The 15,997-nt window shown below is 49.7% G+C and carries 14 protein-coding genes; 7 read left to right on the forward strand and 7 right to left on the reverse strand.

The annotated features are described in order from the left end of the window. Positions 1 to 1,098 (forward strand): DHHA1 domain-containing protein (locus tag Q0277_RS08315; protein WP_297997195.1); only part of this gene is annotated, 1,098 nt, incomplete at its 5' end. Positions 1,099 to 1,572: 474 nt separating this feature from the next. Here the strand turns inward: Q0277_RS08315 and Q0277_RS08320 are convergent. From Q0277_RS08320 to Q0277_RS08340, 5 genes are all read right to left on the reverse strand, one after another. Then, positions 1,573 to 1,902 (reverse strand): cupin domain-containing protein, encoded by a 330-nt coding sequence (locus tag Q0277_RS08320; RefSeq protein WP_297881549.1) that lies wholly within the window; start codon positions 1,900 to 1,902, stop codon positions 1,573 to 1,575. Between the two features lie 66 nt (positions 1,903 to 1,968). After that, positions 1,969 to 4,872, reverse strand: a complete 2,904-nt coding sequence (locus Q0277_RS08325) for an NnrS family protein (RefSeq protein ID WP_297997197.1) — start codon at positions 4,870 to 4,872, stop codon at positions 1,969 to 1,971. Next, a complete protein-coding gene (locus Q0277_RS08330; protein WP_297997199.1) occupies positions 4,865 to 5,554 on the reverse strand; it encodes an ATP-binding cassette domain-containing protein in 690 nt (229 codons plus the stop codon). The genes Q0277_RS08325 and Q0277_RS08330 overlap by 8 nt, the downstream gene beginning before the upstream one ends. Continuing rightward, a complete protein-coding gene (locus Q0277_RS08335; protein ID WP_297997201.1) occupies positions 5,554 to 6,351 on the reverse strand; it encodes an ABC transporter permease subunit in 798 nt (265 codons plus the stop codon). Before Q0277_RS08335 ends, Q0277_RS08330 begins: the two co-directional genes overlap by 1 nt. Continuing rightward, on the reverse strand, positions 6,345 to 7,304 hold the full coding sequence (locus tag Q0277_RS08340) for an ABC transporter substrate-binding protein (protein WP_297900712.1): 960 nt from the start codon (positions 7,302 to 7,304) through the stop codon (positions 6,345 to 6,347). Before Q0277_RS08340 ends, Q0277_RS08335 begins: the two co-directional genes overlap by 7 nt. Before the next feature lie 192 nt (positions 7,305 to 7,496). Between Q0277_RS08340 and ilvD the strand changes: the two genes are divergently transcribed. Beyond that, positions 7,497 to 9,170, forward strand: a complete 1,674-nt coding sequence (gene ilvD / locus Q0277_RS08345; protein WP_297997203.1) for a dihydroxy-acid dehydratase — start codon at positions 7,497 to 7,499, stop codon at positions 9,168 to 9,170. Between the two features lie 390 nt (positions 9,171 to 9,560). Here ilvD and Q0277_RS08350 read toward each other — a convergent pair whose 3' ends face one another. Then, positions 9,561 to 10,022, reverse strand: a complete 462-nt coding sequence (locus tag Q0277_RS08350; RefSeq protein WP_297997204.1) for a hypothetical protein — start codon at positions 10,020 to 10,022, stop codon at positions 9,561 to 9,563. 8 nt (positions 10,023 to 10,030) lie between these two features. Then, entirely contained in the window at positions 10,031 to 11,296 is a 1,266-nt protein-coding gene (locus Q0277_RS08355; protein ID WP_297997206.1) for a 3-isopropylmalate dehydratase large subunit, read from the reverse strand. Positions 11,297 to 11,393: 97 nt separating this feature from the next. On the opposite strand from Q0277_RS08355, the gene Q0277_RS08360 reads away from it, so the two are divergent. From Q0277_RS08360 to Q0277_RS08380, 5 genes are all read left to right on the forward strand, one after another. Then, a complete protein-coding gene (locus Q0277_RS08360) occupies positions 11,394 to 11,918 on the forward strand; it encodes a nitroreductase family protein (RefSeq protein ID WP_297997207.1) in 525 nt (174 codons plus the stop codon). Between the two features lie 5 nt (positions 11,919 to 11,923). Next, positions 11,924 to 13,246, forward strand: a complete 1,323-nt coding sequence (locus Q0277_RS08365) for an NFACT RNA binding domain-containing protein (protein ID WP_297997209.1) — start codon at positions 11,924 to 11,926, stop codon at positions 13,244 to 13,246. 49 nt (positions 13,247 to 13,295) lie between these two features. Then, positions 13,296 to 14,060: a phosphatidate cytidylyltransferase gene (locus tag Q0277_RS08370; RefSeq protein WP_005872778.1), complete on the forward strand. Its 765-nt coding sequence runs from the start codon at positions 13,296 to 13,298 to the stop codon at positions 14,058 to 14,060. Then, positions 14,054 to 15,154, forward strand: a complete 1,101-nt coding sequence (gene dxr, locus Q0277_RS08375; protein ID WP_297997211.1) for a 1-deoxy-D-xylulose-5-phosphate reductoisomerase — start codon at positions 14,054 to 14,056, stop codon at positions 15,152 to 15,154. Before Q0277_RS08370 ends, dxr begins: the two co-directional genes overlap by 7 nt. A gap of 77 nt (positions 15,155 to 15,231) precedes the next feature. Next, positions 15,232 to 15,997: DUF3137 domain-containing protein (locus Q0277_RS08380; protein ID WP_297997213.1), on the forward strand; the 766-nt coding region annotated here is incomplete at its 3' end.

The raw sequence follows: 15,997 nt of genomic DNA on the forward strand, positions 1-15,997 counted from the left end.
ATCGAAATTTGCGGCGCGCAGGTAGCGTGGTATCTCGTAGGCGCGCTAAAAGAAACCCTCGGCGTGAACTACGATATGGCAAGCTCGATGGATATCCTCATCATCGCCATAATCGCCGATATGATGGAGCTGCGCGACATGAACCGTGCGCTGCTGCGCTTCGGTATCAAGCGGCTAAATAGCTCAAACCGCGCCTGCTTCAAGGCGATTAAGGAGCATTATTTCAAAAAGCATTTCGAATTCGACGATATCAGCTACACGATCGCGCCGCTTATCAACTGCACGGGGCGGATGGACGATGCGACGATGTCGTATAACTTCCTATGCGCCAAAAATATCAGAGAGGCAAATCACTACCTAGAGACGATAAATTCGATCAACAACTCGCGCAAAGAGGAGGAGAAAAACCTCTACGACGAGATCGTAAAAAGCGTCGATCCGAGCGATAACGTCATCGTCGTGTGGGGCCCGCAGTGGCATGAAGGCATCATCGGCATCGTCGCAAGCCGCCTAAGCAAGACCTACAAAAAGCCCGCGATCGTCTTTAGCGTAAGCGACTCGCGCGCCAAAGGAAGCGCGCGCAGCATCGGTAAATTTGACATTTTAGAGCTGATCTCCTCGCAAAGCGAAATTTTAACGACCTTCGGCGGACACAAGGGCGCTGCGGGCGTAGGGATCGATCCTGCGCTACTTCAGGAGTTTAAGCGGCGCGTAAATGAGCGCATAACGCCTAAGGATCTGAGCGATTTTAGCGCGCAAGACGATCTGCTGGGCGAGCTGGACGCGTCGCAGATAGACTTCGAGCTGCTTGAAATTTTAGAATTTTACGAGCCCTACGGGCAGAAAAATCCGCGCCCGCTCTTTTGCATCAAAGGCGCGCGCGCCCGCAACATCAGGGAGATCGGCAAGGAGGGCAAGCATATCAAAATGGCGCTTGATAAAAACGGCGGCAGCGTCGAGGCGCTGTTTTTCAACTACGACTTTTTGCCGCGCGCGGGCGAGCGAGTGGACGCGATCTTTACGATTAGCAAAAACAACTTCCGCGGCACGATCACGCCCGAGCTCATCATCAAGGAGCTGACCCCGAGCGAGAGCTAAATTTTAAAATTTAGGCCGGTCTGGCGTGCATTTTGCGCCGGACACGGCCTGTAAATTTAACGCTCGATCTATGAGCTAGACCGCGCATTGCGCACTCGGCAGGGTCGCCCTACTACAGCGCCCGTCTGCTCTACTCGCCCAATATATATTACACGCCTGGCGCGGCTTTGAAATTTAACGCGCGAGCTATGGATTTGACTTGCGATGCGAGCTCAAGCGCGCGATTTCGGGGCTAGACACGGCGCGCAAACGCGATGCGTTATTTTCAGCTCCCGCACGGTTTGCAAACTCAGCGAATTTTTTTGGCGCGATAAAAGTAAAATTTAAACGTTTTGGAATTTTAAAATTTTGCGAAGGCGAGCGGGAACGGTCTGAAACAGACAGAAGGACCCTGCTAATGGAATTTCGGATAAAATTTTATGAAGCGGCGGGCGGGTTAAATTTTAAAATTTGACCCGCCCTTAAGCTTAGAGGCTAAAAAACCACCACTAAAAACCACTTAAACGGCGCGGGTGCCGAGATCGCGTGTGGCAAGCCCGCAGGCATGACGATACTTTGCCCCGCTTTTACGCGGTGCTTCTGCCCGTCGATCGTGAAATCGCCCTCCCCCTCAAGCACGTAAACGAACGCGTCGCCGTCTGATTTGTGCGAGCTGATCTCCTCGCCGCCGTCGAAGGCAAAAAGCGTCATATTCAGCGCAGGATTTTGCGCGAGGGTGCGCGAAATCACCTTGTGAGGGGATACTTCGACTAGCGAAGCAAGCTCTACGGCCTTAGCGGCGTCGATATTTTTGATGTGTTGCATAAGCTCTCCTTGAAATGAAATTTGGTCGATTGTAGCTAAAATTTAGCAAGCCTGCTTTGATGAGCATCAATCCGGATCCGCGCTGAAAGGATTTTTCAGAAAGATCGGAACGAAATTTATCAGATATAGCGCGACTGCGGCGATGAAAAGTGCCGAGGGGATCATCACGTATAAAATAAAGCTCTCGCCCGCACAAACGGCTCTTAAGCCCCCTGCACCCAGAGCCAAAACGAGCGCCGTGCGGCTTAGGCGCGGGAAGTTTAGCGGCGAAATTCCGCTGTGACGCTGTCCGGCGATCATTCCCACGAAAAGTATCGCTCCATACATATAGCAGATCGCGATGACGTGCAGCGGCGCGGCAGCGTATCCCCCGTGGATCAGCGTCGCGCCCAGCCACAGGTATCCTGCCGCGCACGCAGCCTGTAGCGCGTAGTAAAACGCCATATAGTGGCGGCTTAAAATTTCGACGTAGTGTAGCTCGCGAAGCTTTGCCAAAAACAAAAATCCGATGCCAAGCGCGATAAACCCGCACGTCGCCTCGCTTAAAAATGGGCTCGCGAGCGCCAAAGCAAAGGCGAGGAAAGCGGCTAAATTTTTGTAGATAAAATTTGGAATAAAAACAGCGTCCTTCAGCCCGCCCTCTCTTAACGCTTCGTTGCCGATGACGACGCTTATGCGGTAGCTTACGACGGCGATTGCCACGACGTTGATATGCACGAAGCTAAGCAAAAACTTCTCATCCCCGCTTGCGCCGTAGGCCGCAGAGCAGGCGCAAAACGCCGCTAAGACCGCCAGGATGCTAAAATTATTCGAGTTTTTATCCAGCCACAAAAGCCGCGCCGCAAAGATGAAAAATACCGCCCAAAACAGCCCCACAATCGCCGCCGCGAGCCGTAAATTTAAAAAGCTTGCGATAAAAGCCGCGATCAGGCAGGCGGCAAAAGCAAGCGAGACGGGCTTTAGCGAGCCCTCGAAATTCGTCCAATCGGGCAGCGCGGTAAGCAAAAACGCCGCGTAGATGCACGAGGGCGCCAAAAACAGAAAATAAAACTTATGAGCGCTGACATAATCGATCGCCAGCGCATCGGGTGCTAAAAAGCTAAGCGCCCCCAGCGCCGCAAAAAAGCAGGCGCAAAGAACGAAAGCGCGCATCGGATGGGAGAAAAAATTCCTCGCGCGCTCATCTTTAAATTTAGGCGCGTAAAAGCCTAGCCGCTGCGCCGAGCACGGCTCGAGATTTTTGAGCTCCTGCGGCGAAACAGGCTCTGTTCGGTCTTGCGTGGAATTGGTCTTAAAATTTCGATCAGAATTTTTAGCGCTTTGTGAGAAGTTTTGAATAGAACTCGGCTCGGCGCTTCCGCCGCTTTGCAAGAAATCCTGCGCGAAATTTCGATATTTGAAGCTTTGCGCGCGGGCGGGTTTGAAATTTTGACTTTGATCGGAGCTTTTAACGCTTTGCAAGAAACCCTGAGTAGAATTTTGATCGTAGCTTTTACCGTTTTGTGAGAAGTCCTGTGTGGAATTTTGATTTTTAAAGTCTCGCGCGAGCTCTGTCTCTAAATTTCGATCGGAATTTTTAGCGCTCTGCGGGAATTTCGGCTCAAAATTTCGGCCCGAATTTCCGAAGCCTTGCATAGACCCGGCTTCCCTGCCGCGAACAGAATTCCAAAAATTTTGTATAAAATTTAGAGCGGAAATTTTACAATTTTGCACGGGCTCGGCTTTCAAGCTCCATGTAAAATTTTTAAAATTTTGTGTAAAATCCGAGGCACAAACTTTAGAATTTTGCGCAAATTCGCAATTTCTGTATCCGAGGCCGGGTCCGCACGGCGCACCAACCGCACTCTCAAAGTAAAATCTACGCGGCGCGAGAATTTTACTTTCAAAGCCTAGTCTGCGCAGTACACGGGTTTCGCGCCCAAAACTCGTCAAATTGCGCGGCTCGGCGCTCTTATCGGCACCTTCGCCGGCGCGGATTTGCTTTTTTAAATTTACAAATTGCGAGGCGGCGAGGTTAAATTTCTTCAAATTTACGGGGCTAAAATTCTTAAAATGGCGTGCGACATGTAAATTCAAAAAATTCCGCACCGCACAAAAAGTGTCTAGAGCTGGATTTTGCTTGCTGCCTAGCCCGCTTACATCGCAAAACAGCGAGCGATAGGCGCTAAAAACGGCTTTTTGAGCACTGAACTGCGCGCTCAATCCACAAGCATCAAAACCGCAACGTAGAAAGGCGTCTAGGTTCGCGCCAAATTTGCAGTACAAATGGACGCCCTGCTTCGTGCCAACGCGCCGTAAGCAGACGCCTGCATTGAAGTTGCGCTGCGAGCAGACGCTCATACTAGATTGCAAACGAGCGCTCGTGCTAGAGCTGCGCTGCAAACGAGTGGGATCGCGGCGTGAGTGGACATCTCGGTTCGCGTCAGCGCACCGTAAGCAAGCGTTCGTGCTAGAGCTACACCGCGAGTAAGCACTCTCGCTAGAGCCGCGGTATGTATCGCCGCTAAATTTCGCCGAATTTTGTGCTGCAAAACCGCAGCACACTGCGCCGTTCAAGAGCACGCTCACGCTATAAACGCAGTTCACGCGGCTGCGCAGTTCGTATTTCGGTACGGCAAAACCACGGCGCCCAATGTCCTGCGAAAGGCTATATCCGCTTGCGCTAAGATCGTAGCATCCGATGTCCCGAAAGAGCCTGTCTATGCAAGCAACGAAATCATAACATTTAGTATCTCGCAAGAGCCTGTGCCCGCCCGCGCCGACATCGCGACATTTAGTACTTTGTAAAAACCCATGCCTGCGTGCGCCTAAATCGCAGTATTCGACGCTCCGCAATAGTCCGTATCCGTACGCGCCTGGATTGCGATGCGCGCCAAAGCCCTGCTTGCTCGCGTCTGAGCTGCAACGTAAGTTTAAAATTCGTGCAGAATCTCCCTGCTTGCGCGCACTAAAGATAAAATTTCTACTCATAATAGCTCACTCCCCCAAACTGCTCGTTTACCACGCGCTCTTCGTATTGCTCGTCGCGCGCGCTTAGCGGCTCATCTAGGCTCACGACGCGCCTAAGCCCCATCCCTTTGGGCTCGAGCTCGATGATCTCGTGGCTTAGGCGTGCGGCTTCGAAGCGGTCGTGGGTCACCAAAAGGCAGGCAAGCCCCTCGCGCTCGATCTTTGAGACTAAAATTTCGATCAGCACGCCGCGCAGATCGCGATCTAGACCTACAAATGGCTCATCAAGCAGTGCCAGATCGCAGCCACTAAGGATAGTGCGCAAAAATGCCGTGCGCTTTTGCATGCCGCCGCTTAGCTCGCGCGGGAATTTATTCAGATCGCTCGGACTTAGCCCGATCTTTGCGGCGAGGGCGTAAATTTCGCTCACGCGGGAGGGGCTAAAAATTTCGATATTTTTAAGCGCCGTGAGGTTCGGTAACAGGCGGTTTTCTTGAAACAAAAAGCTGATTTTTTTAAAGTCGTTTTCGATCTGCCCGCTTTTTTTATCCTCTAGCCCGCAGACCAGCCGTAAAAGCGAGGTCTTGCCGCAGCCGCTGGGGCCAAAAAGCGTCTTTACCTCGCCCGCGCGCAGCTGCAAAGAAAAATCTGAAATTATAACGTCGCGCAAAATTTCGTAGCGCAGATTTGAAATTTTTAGCATCATCTGCTCCACGGCATCAGTAAAATTTGAAGCGGCTTGGTCACGAGATAATCGAAAAGCGCCGTAAAGGCTATGACTAGGCACACATATGCCATGACCTCGACCGTATCGATATTGACGCGCGCTTCGGCGATCTTTGCGCCGATGCCGTCGTTCGCGCCCAAAAGCTCCGCCATCACAAGCACCTTCGCGCCGTTGCTGACCGCGACATAGATCGCAGGGAGCAGCCGCTCGATTAGGTGCGGCGCGTAGAGGTAGCGCAGTTTTTTTAAAATTGAGCTTTTGTAGCTGTCAAAAAGCTCGGTGTATTCGGTGCTCACGCTAGCCATCGCCTGCGCCGCGGATGCAAAAGTCATCGGCGCGACTACGATAACGACGGTAAAAAGCACGCTTGTATCGCCGAAATGAAACCAAAATATCGCAAGTACGATCCAAACGATGGGCGGCGTCGAGAGAAGCACGGTAATTAGCGGGTTTAAAAAGGCTCGCAGGCTTTTAAAATACCCAGCCGCAAGCCCGCTGCAAATCCCCGCAAAAAGCGCGAGGAAGGTGCCTGCAAGCGCACGTTTAAGCGACAAGGCTAGATCGTTTGCAGCGAAATTTTTTAAAATTTCGCACGCCTTAGAAAAAACAGCCGCGGGTTCGGGCAAGATGAGCGGCCCGTAAGCCTCGCTCGCCACCTGCCAGGCGGCTATGAAAAAGCACACCGCCCCTAGGCTCGCAAAGCCGCCCCATAGATAGTCTATGACGTAAAACGCGGGGTTTTGAGCTTTGCGAATTTTATCGATTTTTAGCATAGAAAAAACTCGTCCTTAGGCATCGCGCCGCCGATGAGCTTAGGGTTAAATTCCATCAAAATTTCATAAAATTTTAAAAGCTCGTCCTTGATCTCGCTAGGCTTTTTGACGCATAAATTCGACGTATCGATGCTCATAAATATCGCAGGCGGCGGCGCGGGAAAGAAATTCGTCCCGATCGCCGCAGCGCTTTGTTTGTTCGCTTTGATCCACGCAAGCGCGTCCGCTAAATCGGCATTTAAAATTTCAAAATCCGCCTTTTTCGCGGCGTAAAAATCGGTATCTGCGATGATGCCTGCTTGCGGGATGATGGGCTTTACCGAAAACGCCTGCGCCCACATATCGCTTAAATTTGCTCCTCGTTGCACGGCGATACCCGATACTTTGCCCTTTAAGATCATGGCGCTTGCTAGCGGCTCGACCGTGATCGCGACGTCGTAGTCCTTAGCCAAAAACAGCTGCGCGCTCTCTGCGGGGCTGGCGGTGTAGTCGATATTCAGCCCGCTAATGCCCTGCTTTTTCGCTATGGCTCGCACGATGATGTCTAGCATATCGTTTTTAAAAGGCATGACGATCTTTTTGCCCTTCAACTGCGCAAATTCCGTTATCTTCTCGCCCTTGCTCATCACAAAATTTAGCCCCTCGGTGAGGATATTTACCATACCGATCTTGCGCCCCTGATTTGCGAGATTCACCCCCACGTTGCTAGGGCTCATCATGACCTTGTACTCGCCGTTTGCCACGCCTGCGCGCAGCTGATCGGGATCGCGCCAAAGCTCAAGCTTCGCGTCGTATTTTTTGCCGATCTGCCCCTGCATGCACGCAACGCCGATGATGAGGCTAGGCATCGCGGGCGCGCCGTAGATAGTGAAGGCCTCCTTTGCAAAAAGAGGGCTAGCAAGGCCGCTAGCCGCCAACGCAGACGTTAGTTTTAAGAAATTTCTTCTTTGCATCTTCTCCTCTTTTCATTCCTGCCAAACGGCAAGATTTTGATAATCGATGTGCAATTATATCAAAAACAGGAGTGATTCGGTTTGATTAAGCTCAATAGTCCCTCTTTAAATTTTAATGCGCAAAATTCAAAACGTCCCGCAGCGGTAAAATTTTATGCTAAAATGGAGAAAATTTCAATTCAAGGACAAAAAATGAGAAGCGACATCATCAAAAAAGGCTATACGCGCGCGCCGCACAGAAGCTTGCTAAGAGCGACCGGACTAAAGGACGAGGACTTTGAAAAGCCATTTATCGGCGTGGCAAATAGCTTCATAGAGATTATCCCCGGGCACTTTTTCCTCAACAAATACTCCGAAATTTTAAAAGACGAGATCCGCAAAAACGGCTGCGTGCCGTTTGAGTTTAACTGCATCGGCGTGGACGACGGCATCGCAATGGGGCACAGCGGGATGCTCTATAGCCTGCCTAGCCGCGAGCTCATCGCAAACTCGATCGAAACGGTTATGAATGCGCACGCTCTGGACGCTCTTGTGTGCATGCCAAACTGCGATAAAATCGTGCCCGGCATGGTGATGGGCGCGCTTCGCGTGAACGTACCGACGGTTTTTGTTAGCGGCGGCCCGATGAAAAAGGGCTACACTAAAAAAGGCGAGCCGATCGACCTATCTACGGCGTTTGAGGCGGTGGGTAAATTTGAAACCAAAGAGATCAGCGCCGAGGAGCTAAAAGAGATCGAGTGCGCCGCCTGTCCGAGCGGAGGCAGCTGCTCGGGGATGTTTACGGCAAACTCGATGAATACGCTGTGCGAAGCGATGGGTATCGCGCTAAAAGGCAACGGCACGGTGCCTGCGCTTACACCTGAGCGCGAGGATCTTATCAGGCAGGCGGGACGACGAATTTGCCAAATCGCGCTGGATGAAAAATACAAAATCCGAAATATCGTGAACGAAAAATCGATCCAAAACGCCCTGGTAGTCGATATGGCTATGGGCGGCAGCAGCAACACCGTGCTGCATATCCTAGCTATCGCACGCGAAGCGGGGGTAAATTTACAGATCGCAGGGCTCAATGAGATCAGCCGCAAGATCGCTCACATCGCGAAAATCAGCCCGAGCCTGCCAAACGTGCATATGGAGGATATAGACCGCGCGGGCGGCCTAAGCGCCGTGATAAATGAAATTTCGCGCCGCGATAGCGGGTTGCTGGGCTTAGACGCACTAACGGTAAGCGGCGAAAGCCTGGGCGAGCGCGTCGGAGCTAGCGCCATAAAAGACGAATCTGTCATCCGCAAGGTCGAAAATGCCTACTCGCAGGTCGGCGGGCTGGCGGTTTTGTTTGGAAATCTAGCCGAGCAGGGCTGCGTCATCAAGACCGCGGGCATTATCGGCGAGCGCAAATTTAGCGGCAAGGCGGTCTGCTTTAACAGCCAAGACGAGGCGATAGAGGGGATCTCAAGCGGCAAGGTAAACAAAGGCGACGTGGTCGTCATCCGCTACGAAGGGCCGCGCGGAGGCCCAGGCATGCAGGAGATGCTAAGCCCGACTTCGCTCATCATGGGGCGAGGGCTGGGCGCGGACGTAGCTCTCATCACGGACGGGCGTTTTAGCGGTGCGACTAGAGGGCTAAGCGTCGGGCACGTGAGCCCGGAGGCTGCCGAGGGCGGCATGATCGGACTGCTAGAGGACGGTGACATCATCGATATCGACGTGGATACATACGCGATCAACGTGCGTCTAAGCGAAGCCGAGATCGCCGAGCGCAGGGCCAAATTTAAACCGCTTGAAAAACCGCTGCCGTATCGCTGGCTACGAATGTATCGCAAACTGGTAACGAACGCTAGCAACGGAGCGATTTTGGAGGCGTAGGGCTTGTGCGGCGTAAATTTTATAAAGAAGTGGGTAAATTGTTTACGCCGCATTGCCACATAAAATAGCGCTATATTGCTATTTTTGAGCTTATTTTTGCTGCTTTTATAGCGGATAAATTTAACTTTTCAGAAAAAATATTCACATTAAAGCGCTGTAACTTCATGATTTTTCATATTCACTAACTAAATTTAACCACAAAATTCCTCATTTAACCACAAAATTCCTCGTGCCGGCATCCTTAATGAGCAGTAGCGAGTGAAATTATAAACTTTAAGCCAATAGGAGCACACTCAAAAAAGCAAGAATGTATTGTCGCGTCGATATGTAATTTTTTTAGTACTAACTAAAATAAAAATATTTTACAAATTTAAAGCGTAGCATTAAAACCTATAATTTTTCTGTCATTGTAACTAATTTTTCTTTGATTTTATTGCCTTTCGAAGCAAATAAAGCCAACAATGAGTCGAATTTCATCACTATCTTTTTAATATCTTCCATATTGTTGTCTTCAATATCATATCTTTCTTTTAATAGCCAAAAAAACTCTTGGTATGTAGCCATGAAATCTTTATAATCTTCTTGCAATTCTGGAGCGTAAAAACTAATCAATAGGTGTAATTTTCCAATTTCAAATTTCGTATCCTCTATATTAAAATTTGGATTTATCAATAACATCCATTTCTTGCTCATTCCTCCTAAAATATCTCCGATTATAATAAAGGCCTCCTCTAGTTTTTGCCGCTTTAGTTTATTTTTATCTTTTTTTGTATTTAAATTGACATATATCCATTGTCCACAGATTGTTAATGCTGCACCAAGTATGACTTTTAGAAAATCATATATTTCCATAGTTACTTTTACAAATCCCTCGGGTCGGCGATCTTGCCTGCGACGGCGCTAGCTGCGGCGACGGCGGAGTTTGCCAGATACACTTCGCTCGTTCTATCACCCATGCGACCCACGAAATTTCGATTTGTCGTGCTTACGCAGCGCTCGCCCACGCCCAAAATCCCCATATATCCGCCCAGGCACGCGCCACAGGTCGGGTTGCTCACGACTGCGCCCGCTTCTACGAAAATATCCCACAGCCCCTCTTTTTGCGCGGCTAAAGCGATCTTTTGCGTCGCAGGCGTGATGATGAGGCGGGTTTTGCGCGCAACCTTGCGACCTTTTAAAATTTGCGCGGCGATCCGCAGATCGGAGAGCCTGCCGTTGGTACAGCTGCCGATAAAGACCTGATCGACGGCGATATCATCGCGTACTGCTTCGCGCACGCTCTTGCCGTTGCTAGGCAGGAACGGGTATGCGATCACCGGATCAAGCTTGCTAACGTCGATCTCTAAAATTTGCTCATAGTTCGCGCCCTCGTCGGAGTAGTGAAATTTCGGCTCGGCGCGCAAGCTTTTATCCGCCAAAAATTCCTTCGTGATCTCATCAACCGCGACGATACCGCTCTTACCGCCCGCTTCGATTGCCATATTGCAAAGCGAAAATCTGCTATCCATATCCAAATGCTCCAGCGCGTTGCCGCAGAACTCCAAAGCCTTATAGCGCGCGCCGTCCACGCCGATGAGGCGGATCACTTCCAGGATCAGATCCTTGCCGTAGATGTGCGGCGCGGGCTTGCCGTGAAAAATTACTTTGATCGTAGGCGGTACTTTAAACCAATTCTTGCCCGTTATCATCGCAAAAGCAAGATCGGTGCTGCCCATACCGGTCGCAAATGCCCCAAGCGCGCCGTGGGTACAGGTGTGACTATCCGCGCCGATAATGACGTCGCCGGGCACTACGAGCCCTTTTTCAGGCATCAGCGCATGCTCGATACCCATATCTTTTTCGTCGAAATAGTTTTTCAAATCGTGCTTATAAGCAAACTCGCGTGAAATTTTAGCTTGGTTTGCGCTTAAAATATCCTTCGTAGGGATGTAGTGATCCATCACGATCGCAAAGCCGTCCGGGTTGGCGAGCTTTTTCGCGCCGCTAAGCTCGAACTGCTTGATCGAAATCGGCGTCGTGATGTCGTTGCCGATGACCATATCGATGGCGCTTTCGATGATCTGTCCCGCAAAAACCGCCTCGCCCACGTGCTCGCTAAAAATTTTCTCCGTGATCGTTTGCTTCATAAAATCTCCTTCGTATCGGTTAAATTTGCGCGATTTTAGCTAAAAAATCATAAATTTTTGCAATTTTATGTATAATTGAGCCGCAAGGAGCGAGACGATGGAAATTTTAGATATTTTTGCAAACCGCAGAAGTGTAAGAAAATACGCGCAGGGACCGCTTGAGGACGAGGCGCTGGATAAAATTTTAAAAGCGGGCCTGCTTGCGCCGTCGGGGCATGCACGCCGCCCGTGGGAGTTCATCCTCGTGCGCGACAAACGGATGCTTGATCGACTAAGCGCGTGCCGCAGCAGCGGAGCGAATATGCTAAAACAGGCCGCAGCCGCGATCGTAGTGATCGCAGATGCGCAGAAGCAGGACGTCTGGATCGAGGACTGCTCGGTAGCGCTAGGCTACATGCACCTTGCCGCAAGCGCGCTAAATCTCGGCAGCTGCTGGGTGCAGGTAAGATTGCGCGCCGCTGCGGACGGACGCAGCTGCGAGGAGTTTTTGCGCGAGGCGCTGGACTTTCCGCTAAATTTCAATGCAGAAGCGATACTAGCCCTCGGCGTGCTGCAGCAGCGCCCGAGCCCGCACGATCTGCAGAAGCTAAATTTAAGCAAAATCCACAAAGAGAAATTTTAACGCGTATGAAGTATCAAAATTTAATTCAAATTTGCGAGTATCTACGCGCCAAACGCTTCCTTTCGCACATTAAACGCGTAGGAGATAACCTTTTTAAAGTCTGCTTTGACGGCAATGAGACGCTGTTTTTTGATATGAATAAATCAGGCTGCAATATCCACGAAAATGACGCTTTTACCGAAGGTAAGGTTTACGCGGCGCCCTTTGATGTGCTACTTGCCAAGCGCTTCGTAAAATCGCGCATTACCTCCGTTAGCGTGCCAGAAAATAATAGAATTCTATGCCTTAGCGTAAGCCAAAACGCAAGCTACAAAACCCAAAGCTCAAATATCTACTTCGAATTTACCGGGCGATTTACCAACGTAATAATCAGCGATGAAAACGATGTGATTTTAGAGGCGCTGCGGCACTTCGAAACGGAATTTAGACAGATCAAGGTAGGAAGAAAACTTCGCCATCTACCGCCTGCAAATATTAAAGAAGCCCCCGTGCCAAAAATTTCGGACTTTAGAGCATTTTTTCGCGCGGAATTTAACGCGCTAAATGCGGATCGCTTAGACGCGCTCAAATCCGCAAAAATCACGGCGCTAAATAAAAAGCTAGACTCGGTGCGTGAGGCTTTAGACTCTTTGCAAAGCAGCGCCGAACTACTGCGAAGCGCCGAGCTTTTAGGTGCGAAAGCCGCCTTGCTAAAAGAAAATATCTATAAAATTCCAACTAGCGCGCGAGAATTTACGCTGCAAAAAGGAGACGCCGAAGCGGTAGAATTTAAGCTGCAAAAACCTGCAAGCGCTGCTTTGGGCGAGCTTTACTCCGAGGCAAAGCGTCTGCGCCAAAAGGCTGCTAATATCCATATCGAAGAGCAAAATTTAAAGGAGAAACTCGCGTTTTATGAGAATTTAAAATCGCTCGTCCTTGCCGCACAGGACGCACGCGAGATCGAAATTCTAATGCCTAAGCGCACGCAAATTAGGCAAAAAAGCAAGGAAAAAAATAGCGAATATGTAGCGAGCTTTTATCTCGGGGATTTTAAAATCAGCGTCGGTAAAAACGAAAAAGGCAATGAGTTCTTACTAAAAAATAGCTCCAAATCCGACTATTGGTTTCATCTTAAGGATATTCCAAGCGCACACGTCATCGTAAAGACAAATAAGCAAAGTCTAAGCGAAGAGGTAATCGAATTCGCCGCTAAAATTTGCGTGAGCTTCAGTGCAAGTGGCAGCGGAAAATATCTCGTCGATTACACCAAACGTCAAAATGTCAAAATCAACGAAGGTGCTTTCGTAAACTACGTAAATTTTAAAACAATCAGCGTTTTAAAGCCGTAATAAGCGAGCTTGCAGTATAATTATTCAAAATAAATTCCAAGGAAATTCTATGAAGCAAAGAATAATCACGGCAAGCATTTTACTAGCCGTATTTTTGGCTCTAATTCTAATAAACGCCAGGTGGCTAAATTTCGCCGTATTTGCGCTGATACTCGTGCTTGCGTTTTTTGAAAGCCTCAAATTATGGGGTCTAGAGGAAACTAGCAAAAAGTGGCTCGCGCTGGCGATCGCGTTTTTTGCGCTGCTACCATTTACGCAGACCGACGAACCCTTCGTCTCAGCGCTAAAAGTTAGCATCCTAATGATCCTATGCGTCGCCTCTGTCGTGGCCTTTACCAAGGGCCCCAGCCTAAAGATCACACTTCCTTTCATCTATCCCGTTGCGCCGATATTTTTTATGTGGGCGGCCTATGATGATTTCGGGGAAGTTTTTCACTTCGTTTGGCTGATCTTTATTATCGTAGCTAGCGATAGCGGCGCATATTTTATCGGAAGAGCCTTCGGCAAAACCCCGCTAAGCGCCAGTTCGCCGAATAAAACCGTAGAGGGCGTGCTAGGTGGTCTTGCGCTCGCGCTTATAGTTAGCCTCATTTATGCGCGCATCTTTACCAATATGCCGCCGCTTGAAATTTTAGGAAAAACCATCATCATAGCAATTTTTGGCGTATTCGGCGATCTGTTTGAGAGCTACCTAAAGCGCGCGGCAGGTCTTAAAGACAGCGGCGCGCTCTTTCCCGGACACGGCGGGATCTTAGACCGCATCGACGGCTATATGTTCGGCGCGATCGCGATGGCGATAGTCTATTCATGGTAGTTTTAGGCTCCACGGGCTCTATCGGCACAAACACCCTAGACGTAGCCGCGCGCAGCGGTAGTATGATCGAAGCGCTTAGCTGCGGGCGCAATATCAAGCTCTTAAACGAACAGATCGCAAAATTTCACCCAAAGCTCGTCTGTATCGCGGACGCGCAGCAAAAAAGCGAGGTAGATCACAAGCGCGTATTTTACGGCGCGGATGGAATTTTGCAAATGCTTGCGGAGTGCAAAAGCACGACCGTGGTAAACGCTCTCGTAGGCTTTGCGGGCATGATGCCCAGCCTAAAAACCCAAGAGCTCGGAAAGAGGCTCTGTTTAGCCAACAAAGAGAGTCTCGTCGTCGGCGGGAAATTTCTGCAAACGGATAAAATTTTCCCGATCGACAGCGAGCATTTCGGGCTGAAATTTCTACTTAGCAATGCCAAAATCCCCGTTTCTCGCCTAATCATCACGGCTAGCGGGGGCGCGTTTTACGACGTGCCGTTAACGCAGCTCGGCTCGCTCACGCCGCAAAACGCCCTCAAGCACCCCAACTGGAAGATGGGCGCAAAGATCACGATCGACAGCGCCACGATGGCGAATAAGCTCTTTGAGGTGATCGAGGCATTTTGGCTCTACGGCACGCGCGAGATCGATGCGCTTATCGAGCGCACCTCGCAGATCCACGCTCTAGTCGAATTCGCAGACGGCTCTACGACGGCGCACATTAGCAGGGCCGATATGCGCCTAGCCATCGCACACGCGATGTTTAGCGGCGACGTACGGGAGCAGATCACCGCGCCCGTGGATCTGTGCGCCCTGCGACCGATAGAGTTTAAACCGATCGACGAGATGAAATTTCAAATCTTTACCCTCAAAGACGCGCTGCTAGCGAACCCCGATCTAGGCGTCGTTATCAACGCCGCGAACGAAGCGGGCGTAAATGCGTTTTTGCAACAGCGGTGCCGCTTCACCGACATTGCGCGCGTGGTGTTAAAGTGCGCGGAGAAATTTAACTCGCCTAGCGTAACGGATGCGGACGCGCTTGTAGCGGTGGATGCGAGCGTGCGAGCGTATGCAAACGAACTGCTGAAATTTAACGGAGAGCTTTAAGCCTAGCTTTGCCTGCTTAAATTTAGAGTTTAAATTTGAGCTATCTTGCCGCAAGCGGTGAAATTTAGGATCGAAAATTGTTAGACGTACAAACTATCGTAAATTTGGAAAAAGAGCGCCGCAAGCTGCTGCAAAGCCGCATAAAATGGAAAATAATAAGCCTGCTTAAAGCCTATGCGATATTTATCCCTGCGGTTTTCCTAATGAGGTATATGGCTAGCGAAGAGGGTACGCCTTTGGGGATGCCGTATCTTTTATTTGGTCTGGGCATAGCGCTATATTTTACTTATAAGCTATTTTACGAAAAAACCTACAAAGTCAAAACGCGAGAATTCGCGCTACAATACAAAGCCCTCTACATAGCACCCTACGTCGAAAGTCTAGGATACAAATACAACAGATTCGGCGCCGTAACTCAAGAGCAAGATATTCTGCAAAGCGGGCTTTTTAATCAATATGCAAATTCCGGCGGAGATGACTTGATATGCGGAAACATAGACGGTGTGGATTTCAGCTTTTGCGATATTTGGATGTCTAAAGAGACTATAGATGATAGCTTTTTCACTTTGATTTATGAAAAAAAGGAAACGGAGATATTTCAAGGTCTTTTTTTTGCAGCCGATTTTCATAAAAAGATCAGATCCGATGTTTTTATTCTTCCAAGACAAATAAAGCTACCGCACGGCGTCTTGGAAAGCGGTGCAAAATCTTGCAATATGGATAACGCGGAATTTAATAGATATTTTGCTGTATATGCAAAAGACGCGGTCGCCGCAGCGTATGTGCTTACGCCCGTGCTGATGGAGAAAATTTTATTTTTAAAAATGCTTACAAAATCGAAGA

Source organism: uncultured Campylobacter sp. (assembly GCF_938030815.1).
Lineage (GTDB): Bacteria > Campylobacterota > Campylobacteria > Campylobacterales > Campylobacteraceae > Campylobacter_B.

Bases quoted from the DNA above. Each gene is read 5' to 3' on its own strand.
- Q0277_RS08320 (WP_297881549.1), bottom strand. From the start codon at position 1,902: ATGCAACACATCAAAAATATCGACGCCGCTAAGGCCGTAGAGCTTGCT.
- Q0277_RS08325 (WP_297997197.1), bottom strand. From the start codon at position 4,872: ATGAGTAGAAATTTTATCTTTAGTGCGCGCAAGCAGGGAGATTCTGCA.
- Q0277_RS08330 (WP_297997199.1), bottom strand. From the start codon at position 5,554: ATGCTAAAAATTTCAAATCTGCGCTACGAAATTTTGCGCGACGTTATA.
- Q0277_RS08335 (WP_297997201.1), bottom strand. From the start codon at position 6,351: ATGCTAAAAATCGATAAAATTCGCAAAGCTCAAAACCCCGCGTTTTAC.
- Q0277_RS08340 (WP_297900712.1), bottom strand. From the start codon at position 7,304: ATGCAAAGAAGAAATTTCTTAAAACTAACGTCTGCGTTGGCGGCTAGC.
- ilvD (WP_297997203.1), top strand. From the start codon at position 7,497: ATGAGAAGCGACATCATCAAAAAAGGCTATACGCGCGCGCCGCACAGA.
- Q0277_RS08350 (WP_297997204.1), bottom strand. From the start codon at position 10,022: ATGGAAATATATGATTTTCTAAAAGTCATACTTGGTGCAGCATTAACA.
- Q0277_RS08355 (WP_297997206.1), bottom strand. From the start codon at position 11,296: ATGAAGCAAACGATCACGGAGAAAATTTTTAGCGAGCACGTGGGCGAG.
- Q0277_RS08360 (WP_297997207.1), top strand. From the start codon at position 11,394: ATGGAAATTTTAGATATTTTTGCAAACCGCAGAAGTGTAAGAAAATAC.
- Q0277_RS08365 (WP_297997209.1), top strand. From the start codon at position 11,924: ATGAAGTATCAAAATTTAATTCAAATTTGCGAGTATCTACGCGCCAAA.
- Q0277_RS08370 (WP_005872778.1), top strand. From the start codon at position 13,296: ATGAAGCAAAGAATAATCACGGCAAGCATTTTACTAGCCGTATTTTTG.
- dxr (WP_297997211.1), top strand. From the start codon at position 14,054: ATGGTAGTTTTAGGCTCCACGGGCTCTATCGGCACAAACACCCTAGAC.